This window comes from Sporosarcina sp. P18a (genome assembly GCF_002743135.1).
Classification (GTDB): Bacteria; Bacillota; Bacilli; order Bacillales_A; family Planococcaceae; genus Sporosarcina.
The window spans coordinates 1297887-1318067 of the sequence record NZ_PDYQ01000001.1 but is presented as its reverse complement, the minus strand read 5'-3'; the positions used below and the strand labels follow the sequence as shown (position 1 = coordinate 1318067).

General features: G+C 42.5%; 18 protein-coding genes. 17 read left to right on the top strand and 1 reads right to left on the bottom strand.

Annotated elements, in window-relative coordinates:
* Nucleotides 1-81: 81 nt before the first annotated feature.
* The 13 genes from lspA (at nt 82) to CSV75_RS16250 (ending at nt 13301) form a co-directional block, all read left to right on the top strand.
* Nucleotides 82-558 (top strand): signal peptidase II, encoded by a 477-nt coding sequence (lspA, locus tag CSV75_RS06695; RefSeq protein ID WP_099675175.1) that lies wholly within the window; start codon nt 82-84, stop codon nt 556-558.
* Nucleotides 558-1463 (top strand): RluA family pseudouridine synthase, encoded by a 906-nt coding sequence (locus CSV75_RS06690; RefSeq protein ID WP_099675174.1) that lies wholly within the window; start codon nt 558-560, stop codon nt 1461-1463. The genes lspA and CSV75_RS06690 overlap by 1 nt, the downstream gene beginning before the upstream one ends.
* A 226-nt stretch (nt 1464-1689) precedes the next feature.
* Nucleotides 1690-2238 carry a bifunctional pyr operon transcriptional regulator/uracil phosphoribosyltransferase PyrR gene (gene pyrR / locus CSV75_RS06685; protein ID WP_099675348.1) on the top strand — a complete coding sequence of 183 codons (549 nt, stop codon included), beginning with the start codon at nt 1690-1692 and terminating at the stop codon, nt 2236-2238.
* A gap of 20 nt (nt 2239-2258) precedes the next feature.
* Nucleotides 2259-3545 carry a uracil-xanthine permease family protein gene (locus CSV75_RS06680; protein ID WP_099675173.1) on the top strand — a complete coding sequence of 429 codons (1287 nt, stop codon included), beginning with the start codon at nt 2259-2261 and terminating at the stop codon, nt 3543-3545.
* A 54-nt stretch (nt 3546-3599) separates the two neighbouring features.
* Nucleotides 3600-4478 carry an aspartate carbamoyltransferase catalytic subunit gene (locus CSV75_RS06675; protein ID WP_099630864.1) on the top strand — a complete coding sequence of 293 codons (879 nt, stop codon included), beginning with the start codon at nt 3600-3602 and terminating at the stop codon, nt 4476-4478.
* Nucleotide 4479: 1 nt separating this feature from the next.
* A complete protein-coding gene (locus tag CSV75_RS06670; protein ID WP_099675172.1) occupies nt 4480-5757 on the top strand; it encodes a dihydroorotase in 1278 nt (425 codons plus the stop codon).
* Nucleotides 5757-6857, top strand: coding sequence for a carbamoyl phosphate synthase small subunit (locus CSV75_RS06665; RefSeq protein WP_099671931.1), 1101 nt, complete (start codon nt 5757-5759; stop codon nt 6855-6857). Before CSV75_RS06670 ends, CSV75_RS06665 begins: the two co-directional genes overlap by 1 nt.
* Nucleotides 6850-10047, top strand: a complete 3198-nt coding sequence (gene carB, locus CSV75_RS06660; protein WP_099675171.1) for a carbamoyl-phosphate synthase large subunit — start codon at nt 6850-6852, stop codon at nt 10045-10047. The genes CSV75_RS06665 and carB overlap by 8 nt, the downstream gene beginning before the upstream one ends.
* Nucleotides 10044-10823 carry a dihydroorotate dehydrogenase electron transfer subunit gene (locus tag CSV75_RS06655; protein WP_099675170.1) on the top strand — a complete coding sequence of 260 codons (780 nt, stop codon included), beginning with the start codon at nt 10044-10046 and terminating at the stop codon, nt 10821-10823. The genes carB and CSV75_RS06655 overlap by 4 nt, the downstream gene beginning before the upstream one ends.
* Nucleotides 10820-11734: a dihydroorotate dehydrogenase gene (locus CSV75_RS06650; protein WP_099675169.1), complete on the top strand. Its 915-nt coding sequence runs from the start codon at nt 10820-10822 to the stop codon at nt 11732-11734. Before CSV75_RS06655 ends, CSV75_RS06650 begins: the two co-directional genes overlap by 4 nt.
* Nucleotides 11731-12444: an orotidine-5'-phosphate decarboxylase gene (gene pyrF / locus CSV75_RS06645; protein WP_099675168.1), complete on the top strand. Its 714-nt coding sequence runs from the start codon at nt 11731-11733 to the stop codon at nt 12442-12444. The genes CSV75_RS06650 and pyrF overlap by 4 nt, the downstream gene beginning before the upstream one ends.
* A complete protein-coding gene (gene pyrE, locus CSV75_RS06640) occupies nt 12441-13070 on the top strand; it encodes an orotate phosphoribosyltransferase (RefSeq protein ID WP_099675167.1) in 630 nt (209 codons plus the stop codon). Before pyrF ends, pyrE begins: the two co-directional genes overlap by 4 nt.
* 60 nt (nt 13071-13130) lie before the next feature.
* Entirely contained in the window at nt 13131-13301 is a 171-nt protein-coding gene (locus CSV75_RS16250) for a hypothetical protein (RefSeq protein ID WP_158231614.1), read from the top strand.
* 240 nt (nt 13302-13541) lie between these two features.
* Here CSV75_RS16250 and CSV75_RS06635 read toward each other — a convergent pair whose 3' ends face one another.
* Nucleotides 13542-15227, bottom strand: a complete 1686-nt coding sequence (locus CSV75_RS06635) for an Rqc2 family fibronectin-binding protein (protein WP_099675166.1) — start codon at nt 15225-15227, stop codon at nt 13542-13544.
* A gap of 387 nt (nt 15228-15614) precedes the next feature.
* Here CSV75_RS06635 and gmk point away from each other — a divergent pair, with 387 nt between their 5' ends.
* The 4 genes from gmk to priA all read left to right on the top strand — a co-directional run bounded on the left by gmk (nt 15615) and on the right by priA (nt 20156).
* Nucleotides 15615-16232 carry a guanylate kinase gene (gene gmk / locus CSV75_RS06630; RefSeq protein WP_099630873.1) on the top strand — a complete coding sequence of 206 codons (618 nt, stop codon included), beginning with the start codon at nt 15615-15617 and terminating at the stop codon, nt 16230-16232.
* Nucleotides 16233-16235: 3 nt separating this feature from the next.
* A complete protein-coding gene (rpoZ, locus tag CSV75_RS06625; protein ID WP_099671937.1) occupies nt 16236-16460 on the top strand; it encodes a DNA-directed RNA polymerase subunit omega in 225 nt (74 codons plus the stop codon).
* A 77-nt stretch (nt 16461-16537) separates the two neighbouring features.
* Nucleotides 16538-17758 carry a bifunctional phosphopantothenoylcysteine decarboxylase/phosphopantothenate--cysteine ligase CoaBC gene (coaBC, locus tag CSV75_RS06620; protein ID WP_099675165.1) on the top strand — a complete coding sequence of 407 codons (1221 nt, stop codon included), beginning with the start codon at nt 16538-16540 and terminating at the stop codon, nt 17756-17758.
* On the top strand, nt 17748-20156 hold the full coding sequence (priA, locus tag CSV75_RS06615) for a primosomal protein N' (RefSeq protein WP_099675164.1): 2409 nt from the start codon (nt 17748-17750) through the stop codon (nt 20154-20156). The genes coaBC and priA overlap by 11 nt, the downstream gene beginning before the upstream one ends.
* Nucleotides 20157-20181 lie beyond the last annotated feature (25 nt).

The following is a 20181-nucleotide window of genomic DNA, read 5'->3' as shown; positions in this document are numbered from 1 at the left end:
ATCGTTGAACTAACAAACATAATGAAAGACGTGTTTTTGTGGTAAACTAAAGAAGAAATTAGCTGGACGGAGGGTAATGAAGTGATCGTTTATTATGCAATCGCAGCACTGGTCATTGGCTTGGATCAATTGACGAAATGGCTAGTCGTAAAAAATATGGAGTTAGGTGAACATATCTCTGTTCTAGATCCTTATATTGCGTTGCTCTCTCACCGTAACCGTGGTGCTGCATGGGGGATGCTTGAAGGGAAGATGTGGTTATTTTTTATAGTGACCATTGTAGTAGTAGTAGCTATTGTTTACTTCTTCCATACAGAAGGTAAAAAGGACCGACTACTAGGTATGAGTCTGATGCTATTGCTAGGCGGTGCGATTGGGAACTTTATCGATCGACTAGTAAGGGGAGAAGTAGTGGATTTCATCAGCGTCTTGATTCCTGTTATACATTATGATTTTCCGATATTTAATGTGGCGGATGCCGCATTGACAATTGCTGTCATACTTATTTTGTTACACGTTATGCTTGACGAAAAAAAGAAAAAGAAAAAGGTGTTGTAATGGAAAGAATTGAATTTGAAATCACAGAGGAACTTGCGGGCAATCGAATAGACAAAGCATTGGCTACTCTTCAACCGGACTGGTCCCGTACGCAAATCCAGCAATGGGTGAAAGAAGAACATGTTAAGGTAAATGACAGTGCAGTTAAGCCGAACTATAAAGTCAAGACAGCCGATAAGCTTACTGTCGAGCAGCCAGAAATCGAGGAGTATGATGTTGAAGCTGAAAATTTACAACTTGAAATTGTATACGAGGATCAAGATGTATTGGTTGTTAACAAACCTGTAGGTATGGTGGTTCATCCGTCGGCGGGGCATGTAAGTGGTACTCTAGTTAATGGATTAATGTACCAAGTGACAGATTTATCAGGCATCAATGGTATCATGCGACCGGGTATCGTACACCGTATTGATAAAGATACTTCGGGGTTATTGATGGTAGCAAAAAATGATAAAGCGCATGTATCATTAGTTAATCAGCTCGTCGCTAAATCGGTTAATCGTGTATATACTGCTTTAGTTCACGGACATATTCCGCATGATCACGGCACAATAGATGCACCAATCGGACGTGACAAGCGTGATCGTCAACGAATGGCGGTCGTGGATGACGGGAAAAATGCTGTTACACACTTTAAGGTTCTAGAACGTTTTGGCGCGTACACATTGGTTGAATGTCGTCTTGAAACAGGTAGAACTCACCAAATTCGTGTGCATATGAGATATATTGGGTATCCTCTTGTAGGAGATCCGAAATACGGTCAAAGAAAAACAATCGATTTTGGCGGACAAGTACTACATGCGGGAACTGTTGGTTTTAATCACCCTGCGACAGATGAATATATGGAGTTCACTGCACCATTGCCTGAAAATTTCCAACAGTTACTAAATGAATTACGTTCTTAATAGGCGTTGACAAACGTTTAGTAAGGGATGTATACTCTAATAAGCAATTGAATAGCGATACCTTTAACGTCAGTCCTGTGAGGCTGGGAAGGTTGCACGGAATTACATGATAGCTTACTGCGGTAAGTATCGATGTATGCTTTTTTCTGCACGTCCGCCCTCCAGTCTACTCTGACTGGAGGGTTTTTTTATGGAAAAAGGTAAGAAAGAAAGGGGACTTATTGATATGACGGAAAAAGCAGAAATACTAGACGAACAAGCCATCATGCGGGCGGTCACACGTATTGCCCATGAAATTATCGAAAAAAACCGAGGTATTGATCACTGCATCCTAGTTGGCATTAAAACAAGAGGGGCAATCTTAGCGAAACGCTTAGCGGATAAGATTGAACTAATCGAAGGTAAACCTATCAAAACCGGTGAATTGGATATCACATTGTACCGGGATGATCTTCAATTAAAGAACCAGCAAGGAGAAGCATTTGTACAACAAGTCGATATCGAACATAATGTAGCGGATCAAAAAGTCATCTTGGTCGACGATGTTCTTTATACAGGCAGAACGGTTCGTGCTGCACTAGATGCCATTATGGACTTGGGAAGACCTTCTTCCATACAGCTGGCTGTCTTAGTAGATCGAGGTCATCGAGAACTACCGATTCGTCCAGATTTTGTTGGTAAGAATATCCCGACTTCAAATGAAGAACGGGTAGTAGTCAGTATGATCGAAAAAGATGGAACGGATGGAGTCAAGATTCACACACGCACATTATAAAAAGCTGGGAGAAATGATAGATGAGTGTAAAAGTATTGGATGTACATGAAAAACCACAACCTATTCGTTGGCTGGTACTGAGTTTGCAACATATGTTCGCTATGTTTGGCGCGACAATCTTGGTACCACAATTAGTAGGCTTAAGCCCTGCTATTGCGCTATTAACGAGTGGGATCGCAACCATCGTATTTATTATTGTGACGAAGTTTCAAGTTCCGGCCTATCTAGGCTCTTCATTCGCTTTTATTGTACCCATTCAGATGGCGACGCAATCTGGCGGTATCGGCAGTGCAATGATAGGTAGTATGTTCGTAGCATTGGTCTATGCGATTATATCGTTACTGATTTATAAAACAGGCTATAACTGGATCATGAAGTTATTGCCACCCATCGTTGTGGGACCGGTCATAATGGTGATTGGATTGGCGCTCGCACCGACAGCCGTAAATATGGCCAGCACGATCAATGTTGACGGAGCGGATGTTTATAGCGGCTTACACTTTTCCGCGGCTCTAGTAACACTTGCTTCTGCAGTATTTTGCTTAATGTTCTTTAAAGGAATTATCAGCTTGATGCCAGTTCTTATAGGAATCGTAGTGGGGTACATCTACTCTGCGTTCATCGGTATTCTAGATTTCAGCAAAGTTGTAGAAGCCAAGTGGTTTGCGGTACCGGAGATGCTGATTCCTGGTGTGGATTATGAATTTGTCGTAACACCGACACTTCTGATCATTATGGTGCCAATAGCGATTGTCACGATCTCTGAGCATATAGGACACCAGTTGGTACTAGGTAAAGTAGTAGATCGCAATTATATTGAAAGTCCTGGATTACACAGATCATTGCTTGGTGATGGACTGGGCACGCTTATGAGTGGACTAGTCGGAGGACCACCTAAAACTACATATGGAGAAAATATCGGTGTACTTGCTATCACGCGGGTTTATAGTGTGTATGTGATCATGGGGGCTGCGGTATTTGCGATACTCTTCTCCTTCATAGGCAAAATTATGGCGTTGATCGCTACGATTCCTACAGCAGTACTTGGGGGGATATCCATTCTGTTGTTCGGTATCATCGCTTCATCAGGAATACGGATGCTTATCGACCACAAGATCGATTTTGATAATCAACGAAATCTAGTTATCGCGTCCATCATCCTAGTCATCGGAATCGGTGGAGCGACTATCAATATAAGTGAAACATTCCAAATCGGCGGTATGGCACTGTCAGCAATTGTCGGCGTTCTGTTAAATCTCGTGTTGCCAGGTAAAACAGATGATACGTTGATGGATCGGGAAGAATAGAAATTAAGCAGTTCGTGCATGAATTACTTGCATTTCGTGAAGGAGGAACATCTGATGGAACATTTAGTTTCAATGAAAGACCTGACAGTTGAAGAGATCATGCTCATACTCGATAGGGCAGCGATTTTTAAGCGGCTGGGCTTCAGGGAATTGCCTGGAACATATACCGTCTGCAACTTGTTTTTTGAACCTAGTACGAGAACGAAAACGAGTTTTGAAATGGCAGAACGTAAAGTAGGCGCGCAAATCATTCCTTTTGAGACGAGTTTCTCGAGTACTTTAAAAGGAGAATCTTTGTATGATACGATTAGGACGTTGGAAGCAATTGGGTTGGATGCTCTAGTCATTCGTCATCCAGCCGATGGTTTCTATGAAGAATTGATAAAACGTACGAATGTTGCCATCATTAATGCAGGAGATGGGTCAGGTCAGCATCCGACGCAATCTTTGCTCGACATCTTCACGATTCAAGAGGAATTCGGACACTTTGCAGGACTAAAGGTATTGATTGCAGGGGATATCGCCCACAGTCGGGTAGCTCGCTCAAATGCGGAAGCTTTGCGGAAGCTAGGAGCCGAAGTCACGTTCCTCTGCCCACCGGAATGGGCGGGAGAATTCGACAGTGTTGACAACTGGGATGAAGTGATTGAAACGAGTGATGTCGTCATGCTGCTTCGAGTACAACACGAACGTCACAATACAGAGATGGCTTATACGAAAGCTGCTTATCATGAGCAATATGGTCTCACTATAGAACGGGCTGCAAGAATGAAAAAAGGTGCAATCATCATGCATCCTGCTCCAGTGAATCGTGATGTAGAAATAGCGGATAGTTTAATAGAGAGTCCGCAATCACGAATTTTTAAACAGGTAGAAAACGGCGTCTATATTCGGGCAGCTGTTCTAGAACTTATTTTGAAGGGGCGGAAGTAATATGAACACGTTAATTCAACAAGTGCAAATGGTAAACGAGGAAGGCCAGATCGTCGAAACGGACATTAAAATTGCAGACGGAAAGATTTTGGAAATTGGTAATCAACTAGGTACAGCCGGATGTGAAGTAATTGAAGGAAAAGGGTTACTTGTATCACCAGGGTTCATCGATGTACACGTTCATTTGCGCGAGCCGGGTGGAGAACATAAAGAAACAATTGAAACAGGTACCCATTCAGCTGCAAAAGGCGGATATACTACCATTTGTCCAATGCCGAATACACGTCCAGTACCAGATACAAAAGAAAATCTTGAAAAAATTAACACATTAATTAAAGATCATGCTAAGATTCGTGTGCTCCCTTATGCGTCCATCACGATCAGAGAAGCGGGAAAAGAACGTACCAATCTATCTGAATTAAAAGAACACGGCGCATTTGCGTTCACGGACGATGGCGTAGGTGTACAAGAAGCTGGCATGATGTACGAAGCAATGCAAGAAGCAGCTAAGATCGATATGGCTATTGTGGCACACTGCGAAGACAACACACTTATCTATGGTGGAGCAATGCACGAAGGAAAACGTAATAAAGAACTTGGCCTACCAGGAATTCCTTCTATTGCAGAATCCGTACATATTGCACGAGATATTTTACTAGCAGAAGCGGCAGGCGCACATTACCACGTTTGTCATGTTAGCACGAAAGAATCAGTTCGCGTAATCCGTGATGCAAAAAAAGCTGATATTCATGTGACAGCAGAAGTCAGCCCTCACCATTTGTTATTAACAGAAGATGACGTACCTTGTGACGATGCGGACTGGAAGATGAATCCGCCACTACGTGCCATTGAAGACCGCGATGCGTTACGTGATGGCCTGATGGATGGAACATTGGATTGTATCGCTACTGATCACGCACCGCATACTGCAGATGAAAAAGCAGTAGGCATTGCAAAAGCACCATTCGGCATCACAGGATTAGAAACAGCATTTCCCTTACTATATACAAACTTCGTAAAGCCAGGATATTGGACACTCAAACAACTTCTTGACTGGATGACAGTGAAACCCGCGGAAGTGTTCAACTTGCCATACGGTAAGCTTGAAGTAGGAGCCGAAGCAGATCTCGTATTACTTGATCTAGAAAAGCAACAAAAAATCGACCGTACGACATTTGTTTCAAAAGGTAAGAACACACCATTTGACGGAGTAGAATGCGCTGGATGGCCTGTAATGACAATTTTCGGTGGGAACATCGTATGGAAGGATGGTCAATAATGACAAAAAGATACTTAGTATTGGAAGACGGTTCCATTTTTGAAGGAAAAGCATTCGGAGCAGAAAATGCTTCGATAGGGGAAACGGTATTTGCAACAGGTATGACAGGCTATCAGGAGACAATTTCAAGTCCTTCAGGTTGTGGACAAATTATCGTAATGACGTATCCATTGATCGGTAACTACGGAATTAACCGAGACGATTATGAATCTATCGACTTAGCAATCAACGGCTTAGTCGTTAGAGAGCTAACAGAAGAGCCTTCAAATTTCCGGAGCGGCATGTCACTAGGAGACTTGTTAATATTAAAAGGAATCCCAGGTATCCAGGAGATTGATACTCGTAAACTAACGCGTCTATTACGTGAAAAAGGTGCGCTACGCGGTAAATTAACAGCTGCAGGAGAAGAGATCGATACCGATTCAACTGTTGCAGAACTTCAACAATACGAACTGCCAAAAGATTTGGTTGCGAAAGTATCTACAAAACGTCCATATCCATCCCCAGGCTTAGGTAAGCGTGTCGTCGTTATTGACTATGGCATTAAACATGGCATTTTACGCGAATTAAATAAAAAAGATTGCGATGTCATCGTTGTACCTTATGATATATCGGCAAAAGAAATATTAGCATTGTTCCCAGATGGTATTTTATTATCAAATGGACCAGGAAACCCTGAGGATGTAGAAGGGGCAGTCGAAACTATCAAAGAATTACTAGGCAAGAAGCCTATCTTCGGTATCGGACTTGGTCATCAATTATTCGCACTAGCATGCGGTGCTAAAACGGCGAAGATGAAGAACAGTCATATTGGCGGCAACTATCCAGTAAAAGACTTGATTACGAATCGTACCGATCTCACATCACAAAGTCATGGATATGAAGTACTTGAAGACTCTTTAGCAGGAACGGGTCTCGAAGTGACACATATTGCATTGAATGATAAGTGTATTGAAGGGCTTCGAAGTGAGAAGCTAGAAGCATTTACTGTTCAGTTCCACCCGGAAGCTTCACCAGGGCCACAAGATTCTAGCTATATATTCGAACGTTTTATTCAATTGATGACTGCAAGCAACCGAAAGGAGAATACTAATGCCTAAACGTACTGACATAAAATCCATCCTCGTGATTGGTTCAGGTCCGATTGTAATTGGACAAGCAGCAGAATTTGACTATGCAGGTACACAAGCCTGTTTATCTCTTAAAGAAGAAGGATACCGAGTTATTCTTATCAACTCTAACCCTGCAACCATTATGACTGACACAGAAATGGCAGATAAAGTATATATCGAGCCCATCACACTTGAATTCGTTAGCCGTATCATCCGTAAAGAACGCCCGGATGCACTACTTGCGACGTTAGGCGGACAAACTGGTTTAAACATGGCTATTGAATTACATGAATCAGGCATCCTAGACGAATTAGGAATTGAGATTTTGGGTACTAAGCTGGATGCGATTCATAAAGCGGAAGACCGTGATTTGTTCCGTACATTAATGAATGAAATGGGTGAACCTGTTCCGGACAGTGAGATTATCCATAATATTGATGAAGCTTATGCATTCGTCAAGGAGATTGGTTATCCAGTGATCGTTCGTCCTGCATTCACGTTAGGTGGAACAGGCGGGGGAATTTGTCATAATGATGAAGATTTAGAAGAAATCGTAGCAAGTGGTTTGAAATATAGCCCAGTTACACAGTGTCTTCTAGAAAAATCCATTGCAGGCTTCAAGGAAATCGAATATGAGGTAATGCGTGACTCAGCAGATAATGCAATTGTCGTTTGTAATATGGAGAACGTCGATGCTGTCGGTATTCATACAGGAGATTCTATTGTAACGGCGCCATGCCAAACATTGACAGACCGTGAAAACCAGATGCTCCGTAACGTATCGTTGAACATCATTCGCGAGTTAAAAATCGAAGGTGGCTGTAACGTACAGCTGGCACTTGATCCACATAGCTTTGATTATTACATTATTGAAGTGAACCCGCGTGTTAGTCGTTCATCTGCATTAGCTTCGAAAGCAACGGGTTATCCAATTGCAAAACTAGCGGCGAAAATTGCTGTCGGATTGACGTTGGATGAAATGATGAATCCGGTAACAGGTAATACGTATGCTTGCTTTGAGCCGACACTGGACTATGTAGTCACGAAAATTCCACGTTGGCCTTTCGATAAGTTTGAATCAGCGAAGCGTAACTTGGGTACACAGATGAAAGCGACAGGGGAAGTAATGGCGATGGGCCGTACATTTGAAGAGTCCATCATGAAGGCTGTTCGTTCATTGGAAACAGGTCAATTCGATTTGTCACTTCCAGGCGGTGGTGAGATGTCTGATGAATGGATCGAACAACGAATTCGCAAAGCAGGCGACGAGCGTCTATTCTTCATCGGAGAAGCATTACGTCGCGGTGTAACAATTGAAACATTACACGAATGGAGTGCAATCGATTTATTCTTCTTGCGTAAATTCGAAAACATTGTACGTTATGAAGAGATATTGAAAGATAATCCATACGATAAAGCCATTGGTTATAAAGCAAAACGTCTTGGATTCCCGGACAATACGATTGCGAAGTTATGGAAGACAACAGAACGTGAAGTATACGACTGGAGACAAGAACAAGGGCTAGTTCCTGTCTATAAGAAAGTGGATACTTGCGCTGGGGAATATGAATCGGATACACCGTACTTTTATGGTACGTACGAAGACGAAAATGAATCTGTAAGAACGGATAAGAAGAGCGTGATTGTTTTAGGTTCAGGTCCAATCCGAATTGGGCAAGGTGTAGAGTTCGACTATGCGACAGTGCATTGTGTATGGGCTATACAACAATCAGGTTATGAAGCGATCATCGTCAATAACAATCCTGAAACTGTTTCGACCGACTTCTCTATCTCCGATAAGTTATACTTCGAACCGTTAACAATTGAAGACGTCATGCATATCGTGGATCTTGAGCAACCTGAAGGCGTCATCGTACAGTTCGGTGGCCAGACAGCGATCAACTTGGCTGATGAATTGGAAGCACGCGGAGTAAAAATTCTTGGTACATCACTTGAAGATATTGACCGTGCGGAAAATCGTGATAAATTTGAGAGTGCTTTGCATGAAATTGGTGTGCCACAACCACTTGGAAAGACCGCTTTATCAGTTCCAGAAGCAGTCGTTATTGCAAAAGAAATTGGCTATCCAGTCTTAGTCCGCCCGTCATATGTACTAGGTGGCCGTGCAATGGAAATCGTCTACTATGAAGAGGAATTACTTCAATACATGGAGAACGCGGTAAAAGCTAGTCCTGAACATCCGGTATTGATCGACCGTTACTTAACAGGAACGGAAATTGAAGTCGATGCAATTTGCGACGGTGAAACAGTTTTGATTCCTGGCATCATGGAGCATATCGAACGTGCAGGCGTTCACTCAGGTGACTCGATTGCAGTCTATCCTCCGCAAAACCTTTCACAGTCCATGATCGAAACGATTGCTGACTATACGAAACGTTTGGCTCTTGGGCTTAAAATTCGTGGTTTAATGAATATCCAGTTCGTTATTTCAGAAGGACAGGTTTATGTAATCGAAGTGAACCCGCGTTCTAGCCGTACAGTACCATTCTTAAGTAAAATTACGAATATTCCGATGGCAAATGTCGCAACTCAAGCTATCTTGGGTAAATCCATCTTAGAACAAGGCTATACAGACGGACTTGCAGAAGTACCATCAGGTGTCTATGTCAAAGTACCGGTCTTCTCTTTCGCAAAGCTTCGTCGTGTAGACATTACACTCGGGCCTGAAATGAAATCAACAGGTGAAGTAATGGGTAAAGATGTAACATTGGAAAAAGCATTGTATAAAGGCTTAGTAGCAGCTGGAATGGAAGTAAAAGAATACGGTACTGTGTTAATGACAGTTTCTGATAAAGATAAAGAAGAAATTGTAGATATTGCGAAACGTTTCATTGAAACTGGATATCGTATTGTGGCAACAGAAGGTACTGCTAAAGTACTCGAGGCAGAAAATATCGAAGTGAAAACAGTAGGTAAAATTGGTACAGAAGGTCCGACATTGATCGATGTAATCCAAAAAGGACAAGCACAATTGGTCATCAATACATTGACTAAAGGAAAACAACCGGCACGTGATGGCTTTAGAATTCGTCGCGAAACAGTAGAAAATGGTGTTCCTTGTTTAACTTCGATTGATACAGCAGCAGCGATGTTATCCGTCATCGAGTCCATGACATTCCAGACGGATGCAATGCCACAACCGCAGGTGGTTCAATGATCATCCAGGACTTGATGACCGTCGAATCGCAACAGGAAATCGCGAAAAACATTTTCGAGATGAAGTTAACAGGCAAGTTGGTCGGAGAAATTACTTCTCCTGGCCAGTTTGTCCACATCCGAGTGTCGGATTCATTTGAACCGTTATTACGACGTCCAATTTCAGTTGCTGAAATTAATCCCGAGAAAAATGAAATGACCATCATTTATCGCGCAGAGGGTCGAGGTACATCGCTCTTATCTGAAAAACGTGAGGGAGATACAGTAAATGTACTAGGACCCCTAGGAAATGGCTTCCCAATTGAAGAAACATCGGCTGGTCAAACAGCTGTATTGATTGGTGGCGGGATCGGTGTGCCTCCACTCTTTGAATTGTCAAAACAGCTAACAGCAAAAGGCGTGAACTGCATTCATATACTTGGTTTCGAATCGGATCAAGTAGTTTTCTATGAAGAAGAATTTGCTGCTTTAGGCGAAACATATATAGCAACAGTGGATGGCAGTAACGGTACACAAGGATTTGTTACGAACGTCATGAGTGAATTATCTCATGACTTCGAAACGTTTTATAGTTGTGGACCTATGCCGATGCTTGATGCCGTACAAAAAGCGTATGTGCATAAAAAAGGATTCTTATCTTTTGAACAACGTATGGGGTGCGGTATTGGTGCTTGTTTTGCTTGCGTCTGTCATACGAATGAAAATGCGACAGATCAGGCATATGTAAAAGTATGTTCGGATGGACCAGTATTTCCAGCAGGGGTGGTGCAGATATGAATAGATTAGCGGTTACATTGCCAGGACTCGAATTGAAAAATCCCCTTATGCCTGCATCTGGCTGTTTCGGTTTTGGTAAGGAGTACGGTAATCTGTACGATTTGTCCCAGCTCGGAGCTATCATGATTAAAGCGACAACGGAAGAAATGCGTTATGGTAACCCTACACCACGTGTAGCTGAAACTTCTTCAGGGATGTTAAATGCTATCGGTCTTCAAAACCCTGGGCTTCAAGGCGTGTTGACTAATGAATTACCATGGTTAGAAAAATTCGATGTTCCAATTATTGCGAACGTTGCGGGATCTGAAACTGCAGATTACGTTGAAGTGGCGAAACAAATTTCAAAAGCATCAAATGTGCATGCGCTCGAATTGAATATCTCTTGTCCAAACGTCAAATGTGGCGGGATCCTGTTTGGAACGGATCCTGAAATAGCAAAAGAACTGACAGCGGCTGTAAAAGCTGTTTCATCTGTTCCTGTGTATGTGAAACTATCACCGAATGTCACGGATATTAAAGCGATGGCATTGGCGGTAGAAGCAGGCGGAGCAGATGGAATTACGATGATTAATACATTGGTTGGCATGCGTCTGGATGAAAAAACAGGTAAGCCGGTGATTGCGAATAAAACAGGCGGCTTATCTGGACCTGCAATTAAGCCAGTTGCGATTCGCATGGTCTATGAAGTAAGCCAAGTGGTTAATATTCCAATCATTGGAATGGGTGGCGTAACATGTGTACAAGATGTTGTGGACTTTATGTCTGCCGGCGCAAGTGCAGTAGCTGTTGGCACAGCAAACTTCGTTGACCCATTTATTTGTCCAACAATAATCGAGCAACTACCTGCTAAATTGGATGAACTAGGAATCGATCATATTTCTGAATTAGTTGGAAGGAGCCATCGTGTATGAACCACTCCCCAATTATCGCATTAGATTTTGATTCAGCTGAAAAGACATTCGATTTCTTACAAGCCTTTGATCACTCAGTCAATGTCAAAGTAGGAATGGAATTGTACTATAAAGAAGGCCCCGCTATGATTGCACGATTGAAAGAAGAGGGATATTCCATCTTTTTAGATTTGAAATTGCATGATATCCCGAATACGGTAAAATCAGCAATGAAAGTATTGGCTTCACTTGAAGTGGATATGGTCAACGTACATGCGGCTGGTGGGAAGACGATGATGGAAGCAGCACTTGAAGGACTTGACGCTGGAACTGCTGTGGGAGTTCAGCGTCCTGCATTAATTGCTGTGACTCAACTGACATCAACAGATGAACGACAAGTGAACAAAGAACAATTAATTCGTGTACCGCTTCGTGAATCTGTGGAGCATTACGCAAAATTGGCTTCATCCGCACAGTTGGACGGCGTGGTTTGTTCAGTACAGGAAGCGAAAATTATTGAAGAAGTATGCGGCAAGGATTTCTTCAAAGTGACACCTGGCATTCGCTTGGCACAAGGTGATGTCCACGACCAGAAGCGCGTGGCCACCCCAGCAAAAGCAAGACAGGAAGGCTCTACACATATCGTAGTGGGCCGTGCCATTACAGGAGCCGATAATCCGCTTGAAGCATATCAACATGTAAAGACATTGTGGGAGGGAATGACATCATGACGAGAGAAAAAGAAGTTGCACAAATCCTTTTAAATGTAGGAGCAGTAGCAATTAATCCAGAAGAGCCGTTCATTTGGGCCTCTGGGATCGAGTCACCTATCTACTGTGATAACCGCTTGACAATGGCAGATCCGGTAGGGCGTAAAGAAATTGCTGAAGGGCTTGCGGCATTGATCCGCGTTCATTATCCTAACACTACTGTAATTGCAGGAACGGCGACGGCAGGCATCCCGCACGCAGCGTGGGTTGCAGATATTCTGAAATTGCCTATGGTTTATATCCGATCTACAGCTAAAGCACATGGCAAGAGCCGTCAAATCGAGGGGAAAATCGAGGCGAATGCGAAGGCTGTTATTATTGAAGATTTAATCTCGACTGGTGGAAGTAGCTTAAATGCAGCGAATGCATTGATTGCAGAGGACGTGGAAGTATGTGGGATTGTCTCAATCTTTACATATGAGTTGCAAAAGGCTGACGAAAAGTTTGCGGAAGCGAAACTTTCTTATCACAGTTTGACAAACTTTGCGGCGCTTGCTGAAGTAGCGAAGGAAGAAGGCGCGGTTAAGGAAGAGTCTATGAATGAATTGCTGGAATGGCATACGAAGTTGAAGCTTGGCACGCTGTAAGTAAATAAATAAAAACGGTTCCCGTAATGGGAGCCGTTTTGCTTTCTAGAAGAAAGAGTGGTGAGTGGTTGGGCAACGTTGATGGACGTTCCAGGCGGACGCTTTCCTGCGGGCATGGCTTGGGCCAAGCGAACAGCGAAGGGTTCGCTTTGCCGTATTTCTGTGTACTTTGCAGAAATTAAGGCACCTGTCCAGGGTCTCAAACTCATGCTCATAACGCTTCGCTTTTAATCGCAGAAATAATTGCTATTCCCGCGGGAAGAGCCGTCACGTAGAACGGCTTTTGCGAGTAAAAGCGTAGTGTTAGGAGCACATCTTTGCACTCGCCGCCTTCCACTTACGATCAACTGGTGTCATTTTTTAATGTGGAACGATGATGCATTTTTAAAGAAAAAAGACAGAACAGAGACCTATAATAAAAGGAATTCACTTCTGTCTTAAAATGTTCAAAACATATAGCCATACAGTGCATTATTTCCGTAGTTTACGTACTAAATCTTCGTCAGGTGTAACGAACACAGTTTTCTGTTCAAAGTAAATGACGAAGCCTGGTTTTGCTCCTGAAGGCTTTTTCACATGACGAATTTGCGTGTAATCGACTGGGACGGAAGATGATTCCCGTGCTTTGCTGAAGTATGCAGAGAGTACGGCTGCTTCTTCAATTGTTTGGGCGTCTGGATCGGTGTCGTGAATGACGACGTGTGAGCCTGGTATGTCTTTTGTGTGAAGCCATATGTGATCCCGAGCGGCAAGTTTGAATGTCAGGTAGTCGTTTTGTTTGTTATTTTTCCCTACTGAGATCGGAATGCCAGTGGAAGAAACGAATGCTTCCGGTTTCGGTTTCTGTAGTTTTACTTTCTTTTTACTTCCACGAGCACGCATGAACCCAAGTTCTACTAATTCTTGACGAATTTCTTCAATATCGATTGGTGAAGCTTGATATACTTGCTGTCTGACCATTTCGAAGTATTCGATGTCGTCTTTAGTTTTTTCAAGCTGTTCTGCAATTCGAATCAGTGCTGTTTTTGCTTTTGAGTAACGCGAGAAGTAGCGTTGTGCGTTATCAATTGGTGATTTTCTTGGATCGAGTGGAATTGTGACGGTTGTGCCTTGTTCATAATAATTCTCTACAGTCACTTCTTTATCGCCTTTATGCAGCATGTAGCTGTTCGCAGTCAATAATTCACCGTATAATTTCAATGTATCCAAGTCTTGCGCTGTCTCTTGTTCTTTTTGAAGTTTCTTTGTTTTGTTTTCCAATTTAGCAATCTCATTTGATAACCAACGCTCTAGATCGATGGCTTGGGATTTTACGCGTTCCCGTTCTGCCCTAGCAAAATAGACTTTGTCCAGCAACTCGCCTAAAGTGGAGAACGATTGAGTGATTCCTTGTGCATGGGTTAATGCAGTTGCGGAAAACAAAGTTTTTCTATCGTTTTCCACGGTAGTGGGTTTCATTGTACGTAAGCTGAAACTCTCAAGAAATGATCGCCACACAGTAAATGATTGGTTATCATCCTGTAAACGATATAGCAATTCCGCAGCTGTTAGTGGGGAAAAGCCTGCGAAATGCTGTACTATATCCTTTGGTTCTTGTAAAGAATCTACTATTGTATTGAATTCCGTTTCGGTTACTTCAAACGGATCTACTTTGTCTTGTGGTGGTGCTGGAATATAAGGCTGTCCAGGTAAAACAGTCCGGTAACTATTAACGGAAGGCGGTAAATGTTTCATACTGTCAATAATCATATCTCGTGAAGCGTCGAGTAAAATTAAGTTACTGTGTCGCCCCATGATTTCAATGACTATCTTCCGTTCGATTTGGTCCCCCAATTCGTTTCGAGCCTGGACGTGAATATTCACAATCCGGTCATTCTCATGCTGTTCAATTGATGTAATCATTCCACCTTCAAGTTGCTTGCGTAATACCATACAAAACAACGGTGGCTCAGAAGGATTCGTTAACACTTCATCAGTCAACTGTAATCGTGAAAATGAAGGGTGTAGCGATACTAATAATTTATGATTTTTATTATTAGCTCGGACTTGAAAAATGATTTCCTGTGAATTCGGCTGATGAATCTTCGAAATCCGCCCCGTCTTCAGTTGCTGCAACTCGCTTACTATTGCTTTTGTAAATAAACCATCAAATGCCATACGGATTCCTCTTTCATATCGTTTTGTTCCATTTTAGCACTCATCGTATGATTATGGTATAATATGAACAGATTGCACACATGGACCTTTTCAGTTTAACTATAAAAATTCTAGGATCTTCTGGACTTTCTTGTTAAAGTTAAATGTTAGGAAGCGTGACTAGTTGATTGAAGCGTAAGGTGGCGACTCCTAAGGGAACAGCATGCGTTTTGAGACCCTGGACAGGTGCCTTAATTTCTGCAAAATAAGCAGAAATACGGCAAAGCGAACTCTTCGCTGTTCGCTTGGCTCAAGACCATGCCCCCTGGAAAGCGTCCGCCTGATGCGTAAATCAACGGTGCGTAACAAGTATGACGTGCTAATGAATACATAACAAAGAGGGATTACATGTACAAACATCGAGGACTCCTAATCGTCCTTTCTGGTCCATCCGGCGTCGGAAAAGGAACCGTACGAAAAGAATTATTTACAAGTCCGGACACCAACTACGAATACTCCATATCCATGACTACTAGAAACCCGCGCGAAGGTGAAGTTGACGGCGTTGACTATTTCTTCCGATCAAAAGAAGTATTTGAAGAAATGATCGGAGAAGGAAAGCTTCTCGAATATGCGGAATATGTAGGGAACTACTACGGAACTCCACTCGATTACGTTAACGCAACGCTCGACGCTGGTCGTGACGTATTCCTTGAAATTGAAGTAGTCGGTGCAGCCCAAGTGCGTGAAAAAGTACCAAACGGCCTATTTATTTTCTTAGCACCTCCAAGTTTAAGTGATCTAGAAACTCGTTTGATTGGGAGAGGTACGGAAGCATCTGACATCATTGCAGACCGTGTATTAAAAGCAAGAGAAGAACTCGAAATGATGCATCTGTATGATTATGTAGTAGAGAACGACGAGGTCTCCAAAGCATGTGATCGAATCAATGCAATTGTTACGGCAGAGCATTGCAGAAGAGAACGTGTGGAAATGAGATACTTACAAATGTTGGAGGGAGAATAAACTATGTTATATCCATCAGTTGATTCACTAAAAGGAAAAGTTGATTCTAAATACACTCTGGTTACACTGGCAGCTAAGCGCGCACGTGAACTACAAGAAAAACAAAACGAATCACTTCATTCATACCGATCAGTAAAAAGTGTTGGCAGGGCTCTTGAAGAAGTGGCAGCGGGCGTCTTAATCAACGTAGCAGCAGATGAATCAATTATTTATGAAGACGAAGTTTGATTTGAAATAAAAAACAACTCCCTTGGAATTCAACCGTTCTCAGGGAGTTTATTATTTTTAGAAAGGACGAGAGTTCCATGAAGATAGATAATAAAAACATTTTACTCTGCGTAACAGGTGGTATTGCGGTTTATAAAGCTGTTGCACTCGTCAGCAAATTAAGTCAGGCAGGCGCGAATGTAAAAGTCGTGATGACTGATTCTGCGAAAGAATTTGTTCAGCCATTATCCTTTCAAGTCATGTCACGAAATGATGTGTATTTTGATACATTTGATGAAAAAGATTCCCGTGTCATTGCGCATATTGATTTAGCAGACTGGGCAGATTTAGTAGTCGTTGCGCCTGCTACAGCTAACGTAATTGGCAAACTTGCACACGGAATTGCAGATGATATGGTGACGACTATTTTACTTGCAACACAAGCAGACGTTTGGATTGCGCCCGCAATGAATGTACATATGTATGCCCATCCCGCTGTCATGCGTAATATTGATCAATTACATAGGGATGGCTATCAGTTTATCGAACCGTCAGAAGGCTTTTTAGCTTGCGGTTATGTGGGTAAGGGTCGTTTAGAAGAGCCCGAAAAAATTACGGAGTTAATTAGCAAGCATTTTAATAAAGGATCTTACCAACCTTTACGTGGTAAAAAAGTGGTCATTACAGCTGGTCCGACTCGTGAACGTATAGATCCTGTCCGCTATGTATCTAATTTTTCAAGTGGCAAAATGGGCTACGCAATGGCGGAGGCAGCACAGAAGCTGGGTGCACATACTGTACTCATTTCAGGACCGGTCGAGCTATCGGTTCCATCAGGTGTCCATGTGATCCATGTAGAAAGCGCTGCTGAAATGTTCGATGCTGTAATCAGTCAGTATGATGATGCGTCCATTGTAGTAAAATCGGCAGCTGTTGCAGATTATCGACCGAAAAACATACATGATCAAAAAATGAAGAAAAAAGATGGCGATGATGTACTGGAATTAGAGCGGACAACTGACATCCTAAAAACACTTGGAAAACGCAAAGAAAATCAATTGCTAATTGGCTTTGCAGCTGAAACGACGGATGCGATTGCCTACGGACAGAAAAAATTAGAATCTAAAAATCTAGATTATATTATCGTCAACGATGTCACGGATCCTGGTGGCGGTTTTGGTAGTGAAACAAATGTTGTGACATTGATTTCTAGAGAAGGAGAAACCATTCCTTTTGCCGCCATGCCAAAAACTCAACTGGCCGAACGGTTATTTGAAACCATCCTTCAGCATGAAAGTAGTAAACTACATGATTGCTGAAGTCATTGTAGATGTAGCGGCCTATCCGATTGATCGGCCATTTGATTATGTAGTACCTATCGATTGGGAACATGTGATGGAGCCAGGTTTACGTGTAAAAGTACCTTTTGGTCCACGAAAAGTAGCAGGCTATGTGACGGGTATCAAGGAAGAAAGCGAACTAGACCAAAATAAAATTAAACCGCTCGCGGAGATTATAGATTTAGAGCCAGTGCTGTCTGCGGAATTATTAGCTTTGTCGAAGTGGCTGGCAACGGAAACGATCGCCTATGAAATCGATGCACTGCAAGTCATGTTACCTGCAGCTATGCGTGCTAAATATGAAAAGATTATGACGGTGATCAAACCAGATGAGCTTAATGAGTCATTTCGCGCGTTTTTAGGAAATCGCAAACAAGTCACCTTAAAAGCACTTCAAGATGCGAATTTATTAAATGAAGTAAAGAAATATAATGAACTAGGAATTGTCGAAATTGATACGGCAATCAAACAGAAAACCAAAATGAAAAAAGTGCGAATGATTCATGTGCCGGATGCGAAACAACTTGAAATGGCGTTAGAAGAAGTACATCCAAACGCAAAAAAACAACAAGAACTACTTCGTTGGCTGTTGCAGCATCCGACAGAATCAATAGAAGCAAGTAAAATCCTCGATGAATCCGGCGTTACCGCTACCGTGTTGAAATCACTTGTAGATAAAGAGATAGTAGAACAATCGCAAGTGGAAGTGTACCGAGAATTAGAAACACCCAAAATGCAAGATAGTGGCAAGCCGGAACAACTAACAGACGAACAGCAAGTAGCCCTTTCCGCTATTGAACAGTCGAGTGACAACAGCATTCAAGAAACCTTTTTACTTCACGGTATTACAGGAAGTGGTAAGACAGAAGTTTATTTACAGGCCATCGATCACGTGTTGAAGCAAGGGAAAGAAGCGATTGTGCTAGTGCCTGAGATCGCATTGACACCTCAAATGACGGCTAGATTTAAAGGGCGGTTTGGGGAATTAGTTGCGGTTTTGCATAGCGGTTTATCTGCGGGGGAAAAGTATGATGAATGGCGCCGAATCCATCGTGGTGAAGTGAAAGTTGCAATTGGTGCACGTTCAGCTGTATTTGCTCCCTTCACGAATTTAGGATTATTGATTCTCGATGAAGAACACGAGACTACCTATAAACAGGAAGAGTCACCCAGGTATCATGCACGTGATGTAGCGATTTGGCGTGCTGAATACTATCAATGTCCTGTTATATTAGGAAGTGCGACACCGTCATTGGAGTCTTATGCTAGGGCTTCCAAAGGGGTGTATTCATTATTAACATTATCCAAACGAGCCAAAAACCAGTCTTTGCCAAGTGTTGAAGTGGTAGATATGCGAGAAGAACTAAAAGTAGGAAACCGTTCGATGTTTTCTGTAGCGCTTGCTGAAGGGATTCGCGAACGATTAGCAAGGAAAGAACAAATTGTCTTGCTGCTTAATAAACGTGGGTTTTCGAGCTTCGTTCTCTGCCGTGATTGCGGAACAGTTGTCGAATGTCCAAACTGTGATATTTCATTGACGTACCACCGTGCCAGTGAAAGTCTAAAATGCCATTATTGTGGCCATGAAGAACGAGTGCCTTCCGAATGTCCGGAATGTACAAGCGAGCATATTCGGTTCTTTGGAACTGGAACACAAAAAGCGCAAGAAGAATTATATAAATTGGTACCTGAAGCCCGCGTAATACGGATGGATATCGATACGACGAATACAAAAGGTGCCCATGAACGTTTGCTATATGATTTTGGTGAAGGAAAAGCAGATATTTTACTTGGAACACAAATGATAGCCAAAGGACTGGATTTTCCGCGTATAACTTTAGTGGGCGTATTGGCAGCTGACACATCTCTCCATTTGGCCGATTTCCGCGCTGCCGAGAAAACATTCCAATTATTGACGCAAGTGAGTGGGAGAGCTGGTCGTGATCAATTACCTGGTGAAGTAGTCATTCAGACATATGATCCTGAGCACTACGCGATTGAATTATCCAAAACACAAGATTATGTTCCTTTTTACGAAATGGAAATGGATAGAAGAAGGCAACTTGGTTATCCACCGTACTATTACGTGACGGTTGTACAGTTTAGTCATGAAGATGTATTAAAGGCAGCTGACTATGCACACAAAGGCACTGAATTTATGGCGGAGCGACTATCACAAGGTACAGTCATCATTGGACCGACAGCAGCTGCTATCAGTCGTCTCAACAATAGATATCGATACCAAAGTTTGATAAAATACAAACGTGAACCCGCACTTATACCGGTTCTGCAACAACTTTTGAAACACTACAAAACAAGTTGGGCAAAAGATGGCTTGATCATGTCGATTAACCGTGAACCAACATCGATCTTTTGACCTTTCTACGAAGAAATGAGGAATT

Excerpts from the sequence above, each read along its gene's own strand:
- CSV75_RS06690 (WP_099675174.1), top strand. The coding sequence starts at position 558 with ATGGAAAGAATTGAATTTGAAATCACAGAGGAACTTGCGGGCAATCGA.
- pyrR (WP_099675348.1), top strand. The coding sequence starts at position 1,690 with ATGACGGAAAAAGCAGAAATACTAGACGAACAAGCCATCATGCGGGCG.
- CSV75_RS06680 (WP_099675173.1), top strand. The coding sequence starts at position 2,259 with ATGAGTGTAAAAGTATTGGATGTACATGAAAAACCACAACCTATTCGT.
- CSV75_RS06675 (WP_099630864.1), top strand. The coding sequence starts at position 3,600 with ATGGAACATTTAGTTTCAATGAAAGACCTGACAGTTGAAGAGATCATG.
- CSV75_RS06670 (WP_099675172.1), top strand. The coding sequence starts at position 4,480 with ATGAACACGTTAATTCAACAAGTGCAAATGGTAAACGAGGAAGGCCAG.
- CSV75_RS06665 (WP_099671931.1), top strand. The coding sequence starts at position 5,757 with ATGACAAAAAGATACTTAGTATTGGAAGACGGTTCCATTTTTGAAGGA.
- carB (WP_099675171.1), top strand. The coding sequence starts at position 6,850 with ATGCCTAAACGTACTGACATAAAATCCATCCTCGTGATTGGTTCAGGT.
- CSV75_RS06655 (WP_099675170.1), top strand. The coding sequence starts at position 10,044 with ATGATCATCCAGGACTTGATGACCGTCGAATCGCAACAGGAAATCGCG.
- CSV75_RS06650 (WP_099675169.1), top strand. The coding sequence starts at position 10,820 with ATGAATAGATTAGCGGTTACATTGCCAGGACTCGAATTGAAAAATCCC.
- pyrF (WP_099675168.1), top strand. The coding sequence starts at position 11,731 with ATGAACCACTCCCCAATTATCGCATTAGATTTTGATTCAGCTGAAAAG.
- pyrE (WP_099675167.1), top strand. The coding sequence starts at position 12,441 with ATGACGAGAGAAAAAGAAGTTGCACAAATCCTTTTAAATGTAGGAGCA.
- CSV75_RS06635 (WP_099675166.1), bottom strand. The coding sequence starts at position 15,227 with ATGGCATTTGATGGTTTATTTACAAAAGCAATAGTAAGCGAGTTGCAG.
- gmk (WP_099630873.1), top strand. The coding sequence starts at position 15,615 with ATGTACAAACATCGAGGACTCCTAATCGTCCTTTCTGGTCCATCCGGC.
- rpoZ (WP_099671937.1), top strand. The coding sequence starts at position 16,236 with ATGTTATATCCATCAGTTGATTCACTAAAAGGAAAAGTTGATTCTAAA.
- coaBC (WP_099675165.1), top strand. The coding sequence starts at position 16,538 with ATGAAGATAGATAATAAAAACATTTTACTCTGCGTAACAGGTGGTATT.
- priA (WP_099675164.1), top strand. The coding sequence starts at position 17,748 with ATGATTGCTGAAGTCATTGTAGATGTAGCGGCCTATCCGATTGATCGG.